The 15,854-nt window shown below is 50.2% G+C and carries 12 protein-coding genes and 1 CRISPR repeat array; of the genes, 7 read left to right on the plus strand and 5 right to left on the minus strand.

Annotated elements, in window-relative coordinates:
* The first annotated feature begins 302 nt into the window (after positions 1-302).
* Genes DEF47_RS24665 through DEF47_RS24675 form a run of 3 tightly spaced genes read left to right on the plus strand, consistent with a single transcriptional unit; the run spans position 303 to position 3,934 of the window.
* Positions 303-1,910 (plus strand): peptide ABC transporter substrate-binding protein, encoded by a 1,608-nt coding sequence (locus DEF47_RS24665; protein WP_012189790.1) that lies wholly within the window; start codon positions 303-305, stop codon positions 1,908-1,910.
* A gap of 41 nt (positions 1,911-1,951) precedes the next feature.
* The gene (gene hisS / locus DEF47_RS24670) at positions 1,952-3,256 is read left to right on the plus strand and encodes a histidine--tRNA ligase (RefSeq protein ID WP_012189789.1); all 1,305 of its coding nucleotides are present in this window, start codon (positions 1,952-1,954) and stop codon (positions 3,254-3,256) included.
* Between the two features lie 51 nt (positions 3,257-3,307).
* Positions 3,308-3,934: a lysophospholipid acyltransferase family protein gene (locus DEF47_RS24675; protein ID WP_012189788.1), complete on the plus strand. Its 627-nt coding sequence runs from the start codon at positions 3,308-3,310 to the stop codon at positions 3,932-3,934.
* A 140-nt stretch (positions 3,935-4,074) separates the two neighbouring features.
* Here the strand turns inward: DEF47_RS24675 and DEF47_RS24680 are convergent, their stop codons facing one another.
* The 3 genes from DEF47_RS24680 to DEF47_RS24690 all read right to left on the minus strand — a co-directional run bounded on the left by DEF47_RS24680 (position 4,075) and on the right by DEF47_RS24690 (position 7,698).
* Complete coding sequence (locus DEF47_RS24680; RefSeq protein ID WP_012189787.1) at positions 4,075-5,085, minus strand: cytochrome d ubiquinol oxidase subunit II; 1,011 nt, start codon at positions 5,083-5,085, stop codon at positions 4,075-4,077.
* Positions 5,075-6,400: a cytochrome ubiquinol oxidase subunit I gene (locus DEF47_RS24685; protein ID WP_012189786.1), complete on the minus strand. Its 1,326-nt coding sequence runs from the start codon at positions 6,398-6,400 to the stop codon at positions 5,075-5,077. Before DEF47_RS24685 ends, DEF47_RS24680 begins: the two co-directional genes overlap by 11 nt.
* Positions 6,401-6,573: 173 nt before the next feature.
* Positions 6,574-7,698 (minus strand): CapA family protein, encoded by a 1,125-nt coding sequence (locus DEF47_RS24690; RefSeq protein WP_012189785.1) that lies wholly within the window; start codon positions 7,696-7,698, stop codon positions 6,574-6,576.
* 181 nt (positions 7,699-7,879) lie between these two features.
* Between DEF47_RS24690 and DEF47_RS24695 the strand changes: the two genes are divergently transcribed.
* The 3 genes from DEF47_RS24695 (at position 7,880) to DEF47_RS24705 (ending at position 9,835) form a co-directional block, all read left to right on the plus strand.
* Positions 7,880-8,233, plus strand: coding sequence for a hypothetical protein (locus tag DEF47_RS24695; RefSeq protein ID WP_041304434.1), 354 nt, complete (start codon positions 7,880-7,882; stop codon positions 8,231-8,233).
* A gap of 173 nt (positions 8,234-8,406) precedes the next feature.
* Positions 8,407-9,306 carry a PhzF family phenazine biosynthesis protein gene (locus DEF47_RS24700; RefSeq protein WP_012189783.1) on the plus strand — a complete coding sequence of 300 codons (900 nt, stop codon included), beginning with the start codon at positions 8,407-8,409 and terminating at the stop codon, positions 9,304-9,306.
* Positions 9,293-9,835: a gamma carbonic anhydrase family protein gene (locus DEF47_RS24705; RefSeq protein ID WP_012189782.1), complete on the plus strand. Its 543-nt coding sequence runs from the start codon at positions 9,293-9,295 to the stop codon at positions 9,833-9,835. Before DEF47_RS24700 ends, DEF47_RS24705 begins: the two co-directional genes overlap by 14 nt.
* A gap of 8 nt (positions 9,836-9,843) precedes the next feature.
* On the opposite strand, the gene DEF47_RS24710 is transcribed toward DEF47_RS24705, so the two are convergent.
* The gene (locus DEF47_RS24710) at positions 9,844-10,350 is read right to left on the minus strand and encodes a hypothetical protein (RefSeq protein WP_012189781.1); all 507 of its coding nucleotides are present in this window, start codon (positions 10,348-10,350) and stop codon (positions 9,844-9,846) included.
* Between the two features lie 6 nt (positions 10,351-10,356).
* Between DEF47_RS24710 and DEF47_RS24715 the strand changes: the two genes are divergently transcribed.
* Positions 10,357-10,716 (plus strand): hypothetical protein, encoded by a 360-nt coding sequence (locus tag DEF47_RS24715; RefSeq protein WP_012189780.1) that lies wholly within the window; start codon positions 10,357-10,359, stop codon positions 10,714-10,716.
* 117 nt (positions 10,717-10,833) lie between these two features.
* Here the strand turns inward: DEF47_RS24715 and DEF47_RS24720 are convergent, their stop codons facing one another.
* On the minus strand, positions 10,834-14,067 hold the full coding sequence (locus tag DEF47_RS24720) for a HEAT repeat domain-containing protein (protein WP_012189779.1): 3,234 nt from the start codon (positions 14,065-14,067) through the stop codon (positions 10,834-10,836).
* A 526-nt stretch (positions 14,068-14,593) separates the two neighbouring features.
* Positions 14,594-15,854: a CRISPR direct-repeat array (repeat unit 37 nt; unit sequence GTTTTAATCCCTTGTAGGGATTCTTTATTTATGGAAC).

Raw genomic sequence — 15,854 nt, forward strand, 5'->3', positions numbered from 1 at the left:
CCCCTGCACCCCCTCAAGGACATAGGGTGGTGAGCAGAGATCCATCGATGAACCACGGGATTCGTGGTTCGATACGGAACACTTTTGAAACCAACCTATCGATGACCATTAGAACTCCCTTCGCCCGCCGTAGTGGGAGAGGGGTTGGGGGCGAGGGGACGTAACGCGGTATCCAACAATGTGGTTTTTGCGCGAAGGCAATAGCCCCTGAATAATGGCACGAAGGGCGTTCTTCGTGCCATTCGTGTGGATTATAATAGTTCAACCGTCGCTTGTGGACGGGATCTGAGCGAGGAAGTGCTATGGATAAACGTTTATCGATTTTAGGTCTCTTGCTACTGGTTTTAGTTGGCTGCGATCTTGGGAGCAACCAAGCTACCCCAGCACCTGCATCAACTCCAGTAGCCCAAAGCCAAGCTGGTGGCGGCGGCAATTTTATTTTGACGCTTGGCGATGATCCAGCGACGATCGACCCAGCATTGGTTGGCGATACGACCAGCGGTTTTATTGCCCGCTTGATGTTTAGCGGTTTGGTGACGCTCAACAACGAGCTTGAAGCAGTCCCCGATTTAGCTGAAACGATCGATGTTTCGGCTGATGGCACGGTATATACCTTTAAACTGCGCTCGAATGCACGCTTTGCCGATGGTACGCCGATTACTGCTGAAGATGTGCGTTGGAGTCTCGAACGGGCCACCGACCCTAGCCTTGGCTCAATTGTTTCGCCAACCTACCTCGATGATGTTGCTGGAGTGCTTGAAAAAGTGACTGGGCAAGCCAACTCGCTCAGTGGGGTCAAGGTGGTTGATGATCAAACAATCGCGATTACGCTGCGCCAGCCAAGCTCGCTATTTTTGCTCAAATTGACTCACCCGCCAGCCTTTGTGCTCGATCGGCGCACAGTTGAGGACAATAGCGATTGGCTCGAAAAACCCAATGGCTCAGGCCCGTTTATGCTCGATCTATGGAATCATCGCCGCCGCATGGAGCTTGTGCCCAACCCATACTACTATGGCACTGCCCCCAAATTGGATCGGATTACCTATCTGATTGGGGCGGAAGGTAGTAATCCGCTGGGGTTGTATGAGCAGGGCGAAATCGACGTGACGGGCATTGGCAGCTATGATCTTGATCGGATTAATGATGAGGCTGATCCGTTGCACGCTGAGCTGCGGATCACGCCACAGTTGCAATTAAGCTATATTGGCTTGAATGTGAATCAACCGCCATTTGACGATCCGAAGGTGCGCGAAGCCTTTTATTTGTTGATCGATCGGGTTAAATTGGCCGATGTTTCGTACAATGGCTCGGTGGTCGCAGCCCGGGGGATTTTGCCACCTGGCATGCCTGGAGCCGAGCCAGAACGTTTGCCTGAGCCAAACGCCGATATTGCCCGTGCCAAACAACTAATCAGCGAATCGAGCTATGGTAGCGTTGAAAAGTTTCCGCCGATTATTGGCTATAGCAGCGGTAGCGGGGTAGGTTTGCTGGCCCAAATTGCCAAAGATGAGCTTGGGGTAACGATTGAAATTCGTGGTCAAGATCAATTTGGCGATTATTTGGCAGCACTTGAGCGCGATAATTATCATTTGTATGACCTCAGTTGGATCGCCGACTATCCCGATCCACAAAACTTTTTAGAGGTGTTGTTTGGCAGCAAGGGTCAATACAATCGCACCAATTACAGCAACGCGAAGTTTGATCAACTGATTGAGCAAGCCAAAGCCGAGGCCGATGCTGAAAAACGTGGGGCACTCTATCGCCAAGCCGAAGAGCAATTGCTCAGTGATTTTGTGGTCATTCCTTTGGTGCATACTGTTGATTATTCCTTGGTAAAATCGTATGTTGATGGTTACATGATTACGGCTTTGGGTGAGCTAGATTTAACTGGAGTTTCGCTCAAACGCTAGCGCTTGTGGGCTGATGCCCGTTTGGATAAGGAACTAAAATTATGCCAATTACTCCTCGCGCCTACAAAGGCATGCGCGATCACTTGCCCGAAGCTATGCGCTTGCGGCGTTTTATCACCGATACCTTGATTGGTATTTTAGAGCGCTATGGCTTTGAGCCACTTTCCACACCGATTGTCGAATATTCGGAAACGCTCGAAGGCAAGATTGGCGATGAAGAAAAATTGCTGTATCGTTTGAAATATGGCGATGATGCTTTGACCTTGCGTTACGACCAAACTGTGCCCTTGGCGCGGGTGGTGGCCCAAAACGAAGGCAAATTAACTATGCCCTTCAAACGCTATGCGCTCGGCCAATCGTATCGCGGCGAACGCCAAGCTCGTGGTCGCTACCGCGAATTTTGGCAGCTTGATGCCGATATTGTTGGGGTAGATAGCCCGATTGCCGATGCTGAAATTGTGGCGGTGGTCGTTGAAGGCTTGCGAGCTTTAGGCTTTACTGGTGCAAAAGTCTTGCTCAATCACCGCGAAATCTTGAGTGGGTTGGCGCGGGTAGCAGGTGTGCCCGAAAACGAGGCAGGTGGAGTATATCGCGCGATCGATAAGCTCGATAAAATTGGCAATGACGGTGTGCGCAACGAATTGCTCAAAAGTGGCGTGAGTGCCGAAGCTGCTGAGCGTGTGTTGCACTTCGTCGGGATTAGCGGCTCGATCGAAGCGGTGTTGGCCGAAATGGAAAGCGTGCTAGCCAACGATCCGCCAGCTTTGGCAGCGGTTGCGGCCTTGCGCACCATCTGCGAGGTATTGACGAGCTTTGGCGTGCCAGCCGATAGTTTTACGATTGCGCCTAGCTTGGCTCGCGGCTTATCCTACTATACGGGCTGTGTGTTCGAGGCCGTGCTCGATTCGCCACCGATGGGTTCGTTATTGGGCGGTGGCCGCTACGACAATTTGGTGGGTATGTTTAGCAAACGCTCGTTGCCGACGGTTGGCTGTGCTTTTGGGCTTGAACGCTTGTTTGATTTGATGCTTGAGCTTAATATGGGGCCACGCCCAGAGCGCACGATCGATGCCTATGTTACCTTATTTGCTGGCGATTTTCAAAATGAGAGCCTGCGCTTGGCGGGCGAATTGCGGGTAGCTGGCCTGAGTGTATTGACCGCGTATAGTCCAGTCAAAATTGCCAACCAGTTCAAAGAGGCAGATCGCAAGGGTGCGAATTTTGCCTTGGTGCTTGGCCCCGATGATTTGGCTGCAGGCGTAGTACAGCTCAAAGATTTACGCTCGGGTCAGCAACAAGCTGTAGCGCGTGATGCGATCGTAGCGGCAATCAAAGCGGCCCAATAATCCAACTTTTGGCGCTGAGCTAAACCCTCAGCGCCCCAACAGGAACCATCAATGAAGCGATTTCGTGGCTTTCGTCCATCTCGACTTTCGTTACAACCAGGTCGTTCGTTGCGTTGGCTAGCGCAATTGTTGCTCAAGATATTTGGTTGGCAGGTTGAAGGCACTGTGCCAACTGAACCAAAATGGATCGCGATTGGAGCCTATCACACCTCCAATTGGGATTTTGCGGTGATGTTACTGGCAACGTTCTCAAAGCAGCTGCGCATCTATTGGATTGGCAAGCATTCGTTGTTTCGCTTTCCCTTCAAAACGATGATGCGTTGGTTGGGTGGGATTCCGATTCGTCGCGATAAAACTTACAACGCAGTCCAACAGGTTGTCGATGAGATCGAGCGCCACGAAAAATTGGTGTTGGTGGTTGCGCCCGAGGGCACGCGCAAAGCAACCGATCATTGGAAAACCGGCTTTTACTACATTGCGCTGAATGCCAAAATTCCAATTGGCATGAGCTATATCAACTACGAGCGTAAAGTGCTTGGCTTTGGCCCAATGCTCTACCCAACTGGTGATATCGATGCCGATTTTGCCGTATTACGTGAATTTTACGAGCGTATGTCGGTTGGTCGCTTCCCTGAAAAGCAGGGCACAGTGCAAATTAAAGCCCCCAAAGCCGAGTAATTTTTCTTGCAACTCGCGATTCGCTACTTTTCCGTCCCTCTGTCGGAGGGGAATGCAGGGGGCTTTAATTCCCCCTGCACGCCTTAAATCGCCATTATGTGGTAGGGTTTAGCAGAGATTATGCCACACGAGAATGCAAGCTATGCATCCTCACGTGGTGCACTTTTAAACACCTTGAACAGAAACCACAATGATGGCAATAAGATTAACAACCCCAAGGGCAAGGCCACCAAAATAAAAATCAGGGTGGCACGAGGAGCTGACGCTGTGGCCAACGTGATATCGGGATAAATGATGTAGGGATATTGAGCGATGCCCCAGCCTGCTAGCAAACAGCTAATTTGCACAATCGCTGCGCCGCGTGCAAGTTGAAAGCGCCAACGCAATAAGGCCCAGCCTGAAAGTAAGGCGGCAAGTAGACCAATCGTCAATACTGGCGCGGCACGAACGCTGATCAAACCTTCCCATAGATGTTGAGCGGTGAAATAGAGTAATGGCAGACTTAATAAGGATAAACCAACCACCGCTGTACCAGCTAGCAAGGCGCGTTGACGAAAATCAGCCTGTAATTCGTCGCGCGTTTCAATCGTCATATAGACGGCGGCGAGATAAGCACATAACGCCAAGGCTAATAACCCCATCGCAATTGCCAATGGGGTCATCCAAACAATGCCCTCACTTTGCACAACGCCATCAATTACCCGTAATTGGCCTGCCGAAACTGCACTCAGCGTCATGCCCAAAATCACTGGGGTAATAACGCTGGCTGCGCCAAAAATCGTACCCCAACGCTGGCTGCTCTGGCTTGGTTGTTGCTCTTTTTGCGGGCTATAGGCTCGAAACACAAAAGCCGCGCCCCGCAGGATAATCCCCAATAGCGCGAGATGAAATGGTGCGAATAGCCCAATGCTCAACGCCGCAAACGCAGTAGGAAAGCCTGTAAACAGCACGACAATAATGAAAATCAGCCACACATGGTTGGCCTCCCAAACGGGGCCAACCGCATGGGCAATTGCTTCGCGTTGTTGGGTGCGCCTCGGCCCCCACGCCAATAAATCCCAGATCCCACCGCCAAAATCAGCGCCTGCCAAAATCGCATAGGTAATGACCCCTAGCAAGCCAATTGCGGCGACAACAACCTCAAGCGGCATGGGTTGCCTCACTTTCGCTAGTTTCGGCAGGATAGCCCGTAGCAAGTTGACGTAATAAATACACGAGTACACTTGCAAGGCCAATATAGAGCAAGCTAAACAGATAAAACACCTGCGGCACACCAGCGACCGTAGTTACCGCATCGCGAGTCCGCATCACTCCATAAATGATCCACGGCTGGCGGCCAACCTCGGTCACAATCCAGCCCGCTTGTAAGGCGATAAAACCCAATGGCGAGCCAAAAACCAAGGCCCATAATAGTTTGCGACTCAGAGCAAGATTGCCACGCCAACGCCGCCACCAAAACCACAAGCCTAAGCCAATCAAGGCAAAGCCAGCTCCAACCATCACCTGAAAGGCAATATGGGTGATCACCACATTTGGGCGTTCGTCAGGTGGAAAGCTATTTAGCCCCCGTAATTCGGCGTTAAAATCGTTGGTTGCCATAAAACTCAGCGCCTTAGGAATTTCGATTCCAAAGTGAATCTCGCCAGTTTCAGGGTCGGGAATTCCGCCGATCAACAACGGTGCGCCAGCTTGGGTTTCAAATAAGGCTTCCATCGCTGCTAGTTTGGCAGGCTGATCTTTGGCAACGCGTTGGGCACTGATATGGCCGCTAATTGGCTGCAACAAGGCGGTGACGGTCGCCAAGCCCAAGCTAATTGTCAAGGCTGAGCGATGATAGTGGTCGTTACGGCCTTTGAGCAAGCCCATCGCATATACGCCAGCCACGGCAAAACCAGTTGCGATATAGCACGACAGGGTTGAGTGTAAAGCCATATCGAGCCAAGCAGGCGAGAGAAACGGGGCCAGCGGATTAACATTCACCGCCTTGCCATCAACTAAATCGAAGCCAACTGGTGTTTGCATCCACGCATTGGCCGCCACCACCAATGCGCCTGAAAGCATCCCACTGATTGCGACTGGAATGCCAGTGAGCCAGTGAGCTAGTGGCGAGAGCCGCTTCCAACCATAAAGATACAAGCCAAGGAAAATCGCTTCGATAAAAAAGGCAAAGCCCTCGAGCGTGAAGGCCGAGCCAATGATACTGCCTGCAAAGCCCATAAAGGTCGGCCAAAGCAACCCTAGCTCGAATGCTAGCGCGGTGCCTGAAACAGCGCCAATTGCAAAGGTAAGCGCCGTCGCTTTAGCCCATTTCTTTGCCAGTGCGAGATAATGAGCTTGCCCCGTTTTCAAGCCCAAGCCCTCGCTGATGACCATGAGCAAGGGAAAGCCAATGCCCAACGCCGCAAAAACCATGTGAAACGCGAGCGAGACCTCCATCTGCGCCCGTGCTGCGGTCAAGGTATCCATTTGTATTCCTCCGCAAAAAGTTTGGAGAACCCCCTAGCCATAAGCGTACCGAGAATTGTCTCATCAACCATCGGGCCTTGATTGGAACCATTCTCAGGTCTTAACCTGAGAATGGTTCCAGGTATGGTACTTTTTGGATAGTGTGCGGAGGAATGTCGAGTGTACTTGATGGATTAATTGCTCAATTGCTCAATTTTTTCAATGATATAGGCTCCATCAGTTGTGGGATCGAGCGCCTGTGGATAGCCATCGATCAAGCGGACTGGTGTCCAGCGTGAGGCGATGACTCTCGTTTTATCGAGGGTCAAATGTAAAATGGCACTATCAAGACTAGGTGTACCATCGAAGCCATCAAATACAAAATTGCCCAAACTCCAAGCAATAAATTGGCCATTCGGGCGGGCTTCATAGCCTTGCAACACGTGCGGATGTGCACCCAAAACTAAGGTTGCGCCAGCGTCGAGTGCCGCATAGGCATTGCTTCGCTGAATCTCATTTGGTTGATCAATCCCTTCATAGCCGCTATGCAGCAAGATAATCACATGATCGACGCTTGGCCGAATTGCCGCGACATCAGCCGCGATCACTGCTGGTTCGGCCCAAGCCAAGCCTGCTTGTTCGGCAGTGGCTGTCCACGATTCGGTTACAAATCCGCCACGCTCAACTGGCACATTCACATAGGCCAGAAACGCCAAACGCAAGCCATGTTTCTCGATAATAACTGGACGATAGGCCTGTTCGGCGTTCATGCCTGCACCAACATTGGCAATCTCAGCCTCATTCAATAGGCCAATTGTCTCGCTTAAAGCCGATTCACCCCAATCGAGGCTATGATTATTGGCCAGCGAAACTAGATCAAAGCCTGCATCGCTAAGGCTATCAACACTTTCGGGGGGCGCTAAAAAACGGTAGGCTTTGGGCGCAGGTTCGCCAGCATCAGCAATTGCCGTTTCAAGATTGCCAATCGTCAGGTCGGCATTAACTAATTCATCGCGCACTCCGGCAAAGGGCTGCTCAGGGCTATCGCTAAGAATGCGCTCGCCGATCGAGCGAGCTAGCATAATATCACCAACCACTGCCAATTCGATTTTAGGTTCAGGGGTTGGGCTTGGCTCAGTGGTTACGGTTGGCAGGGTTGTACTGGTTGGTTCGGGAGAGTTGGTTGGTGCGGCGGTTACAGTTACCGCAATCGTTGCGGTTGGGGCAAGTGCCAATTGGCTTGGCTCAGTGGTGGGCGTGCTGCTCCCGCAGGCTGCTAAAATTATTCCTAAGAGTATCCAAAAACTCAAACGTCGCATACAAACATCCTTCCTGTTTAACGAGTTGCTGTAGCGATAGAGTAGCATAGGAGTTAATTGTAGGCGATGTATAATGTGTATGTCCACAATGCGCGAATATTTGCAACCAAGCAATCGACGCAGTAGTATTAGTAGCACACCAAACAATGAATCATCAAATGATTGGAGCTGAAGGATGAGAATGGTCAATGTTACCAAAAACAACCGTTGGAGTTTGTTGATTGCACGAATACTGAATGCCCTAAGTTTTGGTCTAAGCCTGATGTTGTTTTACCCCAGCCTGCAAAGCAACCAACTGTATACAGTTTTAGGCTTGGTGGTGGCAATTGGCATGCTTTGGCTGACCAAACGTTTGACCAGCAATCCAGCCGAATATCAAGCCCGTGGTATCTATCTGCACGTTGCGCTTGTGCTAAGTTTATTGGTGATTGGCTTTGGCTTTGGCTTTTCGAACCTGCTATTGCTTGGCGGTTCATTAATTTGGGCTGTGGTTGGCTTGGTTGATGGTGCGATTCGGTTGCGCAAACAAGCCTAAATCCGCGTCGATCAGCGGTTTAGTTTCTTTTGCTGCTTATCCAACCCGCTGGATAAGCAGCTATTTTTAGTCTCAACATCAAAAATATATGTTTGAATAAAGCAATGGTAACCACAATGAGCAGCCATCGTGCTAGAATGAAGCTAGATTAACCCTAGTTTGAGGATCGTTCCATGCCACGCTGGCGAGAAATTGTCCAAGTTGATGCGTTCGCCCATGTTCCGTTTACTGGTAATTCAGCGGCGGTATTGCTCGATACTGCTGGGCTTGATCCGGTGGTGATGCAGCGTTTAGCCCGCGAGATGAATGTTTCTGAGACGGCATTTGTGTTGCCCAGCAGCCAAGCCGATTTGCAATTGCGCTGGTTTACTCCAACGGTCGAAGTGCCCTTATGTGGTCATGCCACGGTTGCCGCTTGCCATGCTTTGGCCGAACGCGGCCATTTAGTGATTCCTGGACGCTACCAAATTGAAACTGCTTCGGGGATTTTGGCGGTCGAATTGCAAGAGAGCAAGACTTCGGCTTGTAAAGTTTGGTTGGATATTCCCGTGCCCGAATTTGAGCCGTTGGAATTGCAAATTGTGGCACTTACTGCCGCACTCGGTTTAGATGAAGCCGATATTCGCAGCGATATTCCGCCAACGCGCGGTGGCAATTACGGCTATATTGGTTGTCATAATCTAGCGAATCTTTTGGCAATTAAGCCCAATATGAATGATGTGCGCTTTCTTTGCCAAAGCCATGAACTGACGGCTTTGGTGCTCTACTGCCTCGAAGGGCTTGATGCTGAAAGTGCTGTGCATCTGCGCTTTTTCGGTCCCGTGATTGGTATCGACGAAGACCCAGTGACTGGCTCGGCTCAAGGCCCGCTGGGTGCATTATTGGTTGGGGTGGGCGCGATTGCCCAAGCCGATGGCAGCAATTTGGTGCAGTATCGCGCTGAACAAGGCGATGCAATGGGCCGCCCAGGCCGTTTAGAAGTGGCAGTGCAGTTCGATCAAGAGGCCCAAATTATTAGCTCACGGATTGGCGGCGAGGCTTTGACGATTCTGCGTGGCCATGTTTTTGCCTAGAGGTGTGTTGGTGGAATATCAATTTCCCTGTGTGATTGATCGGGTTTCACGTGCCGAAGGGGTGTATATTGCGCCTCAAGCCTTGGTTTGTGGCGCAGTCGAGTTGGCCGCCGATGTGAGTGTTTGGCCCATGACCGTGATTCGCGGTGATAAAGGCCTGATTCGGATCGGCGCAGGCTGTAATATTCAGGATGGCTCAATTTTGCATGCCGACCCTGATGCTTGGCTGACGATCGGCGCAGGCGTAAGCATCGGCCATGGTGCGATTGTGCATGGCTGTACGGTTGGCGACGATGTGCTAATTGGTATGGGGGCGGTGATTTTGAACCATGCTCAGATTGGGCGTGGCTCGTTGATTGGGGCGCGGGCTTTAGTTACCGAGGGAATGATCGTGCCGCCCAATTCGCTGGTTTTGGGCATTCCAGGCAAAATTCGGCCATTAGATGATGCGCATCTTGAGCGGATTCGCCGCACTGCCGAAAATTATATCGCCCTGAAAAATGCCTACCTTGCGGCAGCACAGGGTTAGTTGCAGGCTCAACAATTCCAGTCCAATGGCAATTCATGTTCACAGACAGCACAGACAAACCATTGATCTTTGATCAGATTAATCATGCCACAGGCTGGGCAACGTCGAAAATCGAAGCTTGTTGTCCAGCCGTCAGCATGCGGCAGCCCTATTTGATCAAGCACTTGCTGAACGACAGTCCATGTGCTTGGCTCTGGGCAATAGCCAGTTGATTGATTCGTCAGTTCACAGCCTACGAGTATTCCTACCTCAACGATAAACGTGATTTCGCCAGCCGCCAAAACATGCTCACCACGAGCACAAGCCACATGCTCAGAACGCTGATCAGCGATCCAAAGTTGGGCTGTGGGATCAATAATAAAGGTAGCGGTTAGGCGCTGCTCGTGGCGCGATGTTGCTTGGGTTGTAATCCACTGATCAACATCGGCAATAGTACGAATGATGTGGCGCTGCGAACGCTCATTCCATGCGTGTAGCAATGCTAGTGGCCCAATATAGGGATATAGGTGAGGCATTCGATTATGACCTATCCGCTGATCAAAGAATATGTGTTTGATCTTCAGCAAAAACTACCAAGTTTGCATAATATTGTGCTTTCGCACCCCGATTTTATGGCGGCTGCAAACGACAATCATGCAATTGTGCGCTTGCCCCACGGCATTCAGATTACCAAAAATCTCATTCTTACCTTGAATGAGCCGATCGACACCTACATCATATTCCGTGATTTGCAGCAGACGTTTGCGTTGTTTGCCGTCAATTCAAAGACTGTATTGATTTGTTATAGCGATACGTCCCTTCGGCTAGGTATGCTCATCTCAGATCTGATTATGAGTGCACGAGAAATTCGCGATTTACTAACGAATGGTACTAGCGAATAGGATCATGCCCTCACCCTCTAGCCCCCGCTCCCGCACGCGAGCGAGGGGGAACCCCAAGACCAAAACTCCCCTCTCCCACAGCGGCGGGAGAGGAGTCGGGGGTGAGGGAAGATCATTCTATTTGGCGGGCTTTGCAGCGTCAGGTTGCGGCGCAAAGATAAATTGAGCCGCCGCTGCTACGAGTTCATCGGGGTCGGCCTGATATTCAGCTAACCGTTGATAATCGGCAGGATGCCAACCCCTGCGTTTGGTTTTGAAGCAAAAAGCCGCCAAACCGATGCGCCGCAGATAGGGATCGCTGGCTTGGTAGAAGTAGCTTTCAAGGTGCTCAGGTCGGCCAACCCAAATGGTATTTGTGCCGTTTTCCATCACTTCCAACACTGCCCGAAAATTATCAACATTCAACAAAGCTTGTTGGCGCAGCTGTTGTATAAAGTTAAACCATGCTTGCTCTTCGTAGTAAAGCCCCGCTAATTGAATTTGCAAACGAGTAGTTAATCGGTCATGGGCTAGTTCGGCAATAACTGCGTTTGCTGCTGCATGGGACGTTTGCCCGAATCGTACCTGGCTATTGAGCCTGCTCATCACTGCGTTGATAACAGCCCGATTTGCTAAATTGGCGTGCACAATTTTAGTAATAACCGCTATATCCTTAATTCCATAGACATTAATAAGCGCGGTAACCGCAAAATCTCGCAGCTTCTCAATCCCTGAAGTCAGAGCCTTGGTCAATGGTTCAACCAAAACTCGCTGGGTATCGATACCATAAAAATAGTAACAGCGACCGATTGCTGCTTTGCGCACCTCAAGGTTGGGATGCTCAATTAATGCTTTGAACAGTTGCAGCAGTTGGGGCAGCATGCTTGGTGTTTGGCCTGCTAGCGAAATTGTCGTGAGACTCTCGACGACGGTTGGTTCGTCATGGTTAAGCAAGCGTTCAAAAATTGCCCAGGTTTCGACTTGATTAATATAATTATTCAGCGCATGGACCAAGGCAATCCAGACATCGTGATGTAGTTCCAGCGTGCTCCAGCGTAATAACTCTTGATAGGCCGCTTGGTTTTTGAGATCGCCGATCAGCCGTAGAGTTTCTTTGGCCACCGTGATTTTGGTGCTTGGTACGTTGCGCAAAATTGCCAAGGCTTGGTCGATTGGCATGCGCAGCAAAACCCGCCGTAAAGCATAAATTGCCACGCGTGCTCGGGCATCGTCCAAAGCTTCGATCAGGGTTGCCACGCCATCACTGGTTTCGCGGCGGCTCAAAGCCTCGATCGCCTTATCGCGCAAGACCACAATTGGCGCATCAAGTTGGGCCAATTCAATCAAGCGGGTTGGCGCGACTTCGCTGAGGTAGGCCAAACGCTGGGCATACTCGACCAAATGTGGGTGCTGATGGTCGGTTTGCTCGGTTTGTTTGATCAGCGCTTGAGCATATAGTTGTTGCTGCTTGGTTGTCCATCGCTCAAACCCACGTTGAATTGGCAGAAGATAGGACGATTTGCCAGTGCTGAATTTGCCTTTGTAGCGTTGGACTGGCAAAAATGGCGTGAGCAAATCCTGGCGTTTGCTATGTACAAAATTGTGTACCAATGGCTGGGTGATCCAACTTGGGTCGTTGGCAAGCAGCCGTGGCACGGCTTGGTTGAATCTGCTGCGAGCGAAACGATGTAAGCTGCGCAAGGCGCGGCTGGCGGCCCAATCGAGCTGTTGATCGGCAATTTGCTCAAGCAGCGTCAATAATTCAGGCACAGCTTTAATCGCTTTGCCAATAAAATTGACAATGCTCAAGATATCTTCGATTTGTTGACGGCGCTCCCAGTGCTGCATAATTGGCAAGAGCACGGCGCATAAGGCTTGAGCTTCGCTGGCGTTGAGTTTGCGGCCATGGCTTTGCACAAACATCTTGCCTCGTTCACGGCTAATTTGGCCAATTAATCTGATACTGGCCTGTGGATGCACCGCCAGCAATTTGCTGAGCCAGCGTTGCAATAAGCGAATGCTGGCATCTGAGCAATCACGCGCATCAAGGCTAGCGCTAATAATCTGCTCGATGCTGGGCAGGTGTTCGGTTTGCCAACGCCGCGCTGGGAGTTCGCTCAAGGCGGTGAGCATCTGTACCCGTACTGGATCTTGTTCGTTGCGCCGAGTCTGCATGAGATCTAAGGCGGCTTGGGCTTGTTCGGGCTGATAGCGCACAATGTTGATTAATGCGGCAAGTGCTTCGCCGCGATAGTCGGCATCGCTATGTTTGAGCGCTGGTTGCAAGGTTTCCCAAGCCTCGTCCCAAGGCAAATAGGCGGCATGGCGAATATTCAAACGCAGATCAAAGTCTAAACTTGGTATCTGCTGCACTCGTCGAGCCTCGTACTGGCGCTCTTGGCGTGGTAAGGCCTGCCAGAGTGCATCTTCACGCAACCGCAATTGTTGTTCATCATCTTGATACCATTGGCGATAATGAGCGGCATAGATAGCTGATCGATATTCAAGCGGCGTGTTGCCAAGCCATAAGGCTGGCCGTGGCAAAAGATTCAGCTCAGCCAGCCGTAACACGTGCTCCAAGCTTAATTTCTTCAGTAAGTTGCCCCATTTGATCGCGCCTGCTTGCTGGTGTTGAATAATCAGATCGGCAATTGCTTGCGGTCGGCGATAGGCTAACTTTTGCAACGGCATGGATTTTAAGGATATTTGTTGATTCAACGCTATTTCTACCAGCGCAAGTGCTTGATCTGGGTAATCCTTGGCGAGTTCGGGCAACGCTTGATTGAAAATGCCCTGTTTATGCCAAATGCTGAGGTCGCCATTTTGTAAGACGATTGCTAGGGCTTCGGCAGCTGCTTGCGGCTTGAAACGGGCGAAATGGCTCCATGCTTGGGGTTGCAGGCTTGTGATAATCGCAGTTTGGTGTTGATTGTAATAGGCTTGTGAGCCAAAAATATGGTAGCGTGGCAGTTGCGCTGGCTCAAGTGTCGCTAAAAATGTATCGATCAATCCGAAGCGTTGCTGTTGGCTTAATAATTTGAGCATGCTGCGCCATAAGGCTGGGGCGAGCTGTTGCAAACTGGCTTCAACATCGGCATCGCTGCCATACACCGCAATTAATTTGATCGCGAGTTGAACTAGTGATTGCGCTGGATCGTCGATAAATTGACGAATGAGGCTGCTATTGTGGCTGCCATAGCAACTAAATAAGGCCAATCGGCGTTGGTAGATACTGGGGCTGTGGGCTAATTGTTCAATTAATTGGCTAATTTGCGGATTATTGCTGGCTCGTTGGCCAAGTTGCACCATGCGTTTGATCCGTTGGGCATAGCTTAATTGCTCGAACTCAGCCAATAGGTGATCAAGATTCATCAAGACACTCTCCACAGTAACTCGCGCTAGGGGACGAGCGGCGATTAATTCTCCCTAGCCAATTACTATAACAAGGCTGTCAAGTGCAGCAACTAATGCGGGTGTCCGTCACGATTTTGCAGCGACCTCCTTGCTCTCCTGTGGTTCCCGTGCTAGGCTGCCCGTGTTCCTGTGTTGGGGAGGATTTGTCATGAGCCGTGACCACACCGCCGAGCAATGGAGCATCAGCAGTCTCGAACTCATCACGGGTATGCACAATTAGCGCACGCAGCATCCTACCGCGACCTTGACCGACATTGAACAGGCATTGGATGCACGCCTCGCGGTGCTGCGGGCGCAGATGCTCCACGATCTTGTCCTTGCGAGTGCGGCGACCTGGCCTGCCACACCCACGCCAGCAGCCCACTGTCCCACCTGTCATGTACCACTGCGGCCGCGTGGGCGGCATCGGCGGCGGTTCCGCACCCACGGCGGCAAACACCTCGTCCTCCACCGCCCCTACGGGATCTGTCCTCAGTGTCATCAGGTTTTTTTCCCTTGTAGGGATTCTTTATTTATGGAACACGCGCTCAGAAACCGCAGGCCATTACGACGGCAAGTTTTAATCCCTTGTAGGGATTCTTTATTTATGGAACGCACACCAACGGGGTTGCTTGCCAGCCAAGCTCAATGTTTTAATCCCTTGGAGGGATTCTTTATGTATGGAACTCGAATGGCTTTCCCAGTCCCTATCCAACCCCGTTGTTTTAATCCCTTGGAGGGATTCTTTATGTATGGAACTCGCAAAATCTTCACTCGCGTGCACGATCGTGGCGTTTTAATCCCTTGGAGGGATTCTTTATGTATGGAACTCAAAATCGGCTACCGCGAGGATAACAAACTATTGTTTTAATCCCTTGGAGGGATTCTTTATGTATGGAACACATGCCCGCAATTCTTGCATGGATTGAGTTTTATATGTTTTAATCCCTTGTAGGGATTCTTTATTTATGGAACTATTTAGACACACAAGGACGTATACTATGAATGAATGTTTTAATCCCTTGGAGGGATTCTTTATTTATGGAACTTATTATGCAGATTTGCCTGAATAGCTGCTTTCAGTTTTAATCCCTTGTAGGGATTCTTTATTTATGGAACCTATACAATGTGTTCTCGCTCATGCCATTGAGGCGTTTTAATCCCTTGTAGGGATTCTTTATTTATGGAACCCAGCACTTTCGTGCGATCAAATTCTACTGAGTGTTTTAATCCCTTGTAGGGATTCTTTATTTATGGAACTGCCAATCGTCATTACGAACCTGACTGGCCTGATCAAGTTTTAATCCCTTGTAGGGATTCTTTATTTATGGAACGTACCGGAGCGAACGCCAACGTGATCAAGAGTAGGGTTTTAATCCCTTGTAGGGATTCTTTATTTATGGAACTGCCTGGTTGATGAGGCCACGAATAATATCAGTATCAGGTTTTAATCCCTTGTAGGGATTCTTTATTTATGGAACGCCCCATTCCACTCGCCTCAATCACTTGGCTATCAGTTTTAATCCCTTGTAGGGATTCTTTATTTATGGAACCATCATACATTGCATTTACTCCACATAGAAAAAGCGTTTTAATCCCTTGTAGGGATTCTTTATTTATGGAACCAATTCCTGTTGGCGGCCCCATTATGCGATAGTGTTTTAATCCCTTGTAGGGATTCTTTATTTATGGAACTTATCAACAGCGGCATTCAGCACTACATCAGCCCGTTTTAATCCCTTGTAGGGATTCTTTATTTATGGAAC

The sequence above is a fragment of the Herpetosiphon sp. genome (assembly GCF_003512625.1).
Lineage (GTDB): Bacteria > Chloroflexota > Chloroflexia > Chloroflexales > Herpetosiphonaceae > Herpetosiphon > Herpetosiphon aurantiacus.

Excerpts from the sequence above, each read along its gene's own strand:
- DEF47_RS24690 (WP_012189785.1), bottom strand. The coding sequence starts at position 7,698 with ATGCGACGTTTGAGTTTTTGGATACTCTTAGGAATAATTTTAGCAGCC.
- DEF47_RS24720 (WP_012189779.1), bottom strand. The coding sequence starts at position 14,067 with ATGAATCTTGATCACCTATTGGCTGAGTTCGAGCAATTAAGCTATGCC.
- DEF47_RS24685 (WP_012189786.1), bottom strand. The coding sequence starts at position 6,400 with ATGGATACCTTGACCGCAGCACGGGCGCAGATGGAGGTCTCGCTCGCG.
- DEF47_RS24695 (WP_041304434.1), top strand. The coding sequence starts at position 7,880 with ATGGTCAATGTTACCAAAAACAACCGTTGGAGTTTGTTGATTGCACGA.
- DEF47_RS24675 (WP_012189788.1), top strand. The coding sequence starts at position 3,308 with ATGAAGCGATTTCGTGGCTTTCGTCCATCTCGACTTTCGTTACAACCA.
- DEF47_RS24680 (WP_012189787.1), bottom strand. The coding sequence starts at position 5,085 with ATGCCGCTTGAGGTTGTTGTCGCCGCAATTGGCTTGCTAGGGGTCATT.
- DEF47_RS24705 (WP_012189782.1), top strand. The coding sequence starts at position 9,293 with ATGTTTTTGCCTAGAGGTGTGTTGGTGGAATATCAATTTCCCTGTGTG.
- DEF47_RS24710 (WP_012189781.1), bottom strand. The coding sequence starts at position 10,350 with ATGCCTCACCTATATCCCTATATTGGGCCACTAGCATTGCTACACGCA.
- DEF47_RS24700 (WP_012189783.1), top strand. The coding sequence starts at position 8,407 with ATGCCACGCTGGCGAGAAATTGTCCAAGTTGATGCGTTCGCCCATGTT.
- DEF47_RS24715 (WP_012189780.1), top strand. The coding sequence starts at position 10,357 with ATGACCTATCCGCTGATCAAAGAATATGTGTTTGATCTTCAGCAAAAA.
- DEF47_RS24665 (WP_012189790.1), top strand. The coding sequence starts at position 303 with ATGGATAAACGTTTATCGATTTTAGGTCTCTTGCTACTGGTTTTAGTT.
- hisS (WP_012189789.1), top strand. The coding sequence starts at position 1,952 with ATGCCAATTACTCCTCGCGCCTACAAAGGCATGCGCGATCACTTGCCC.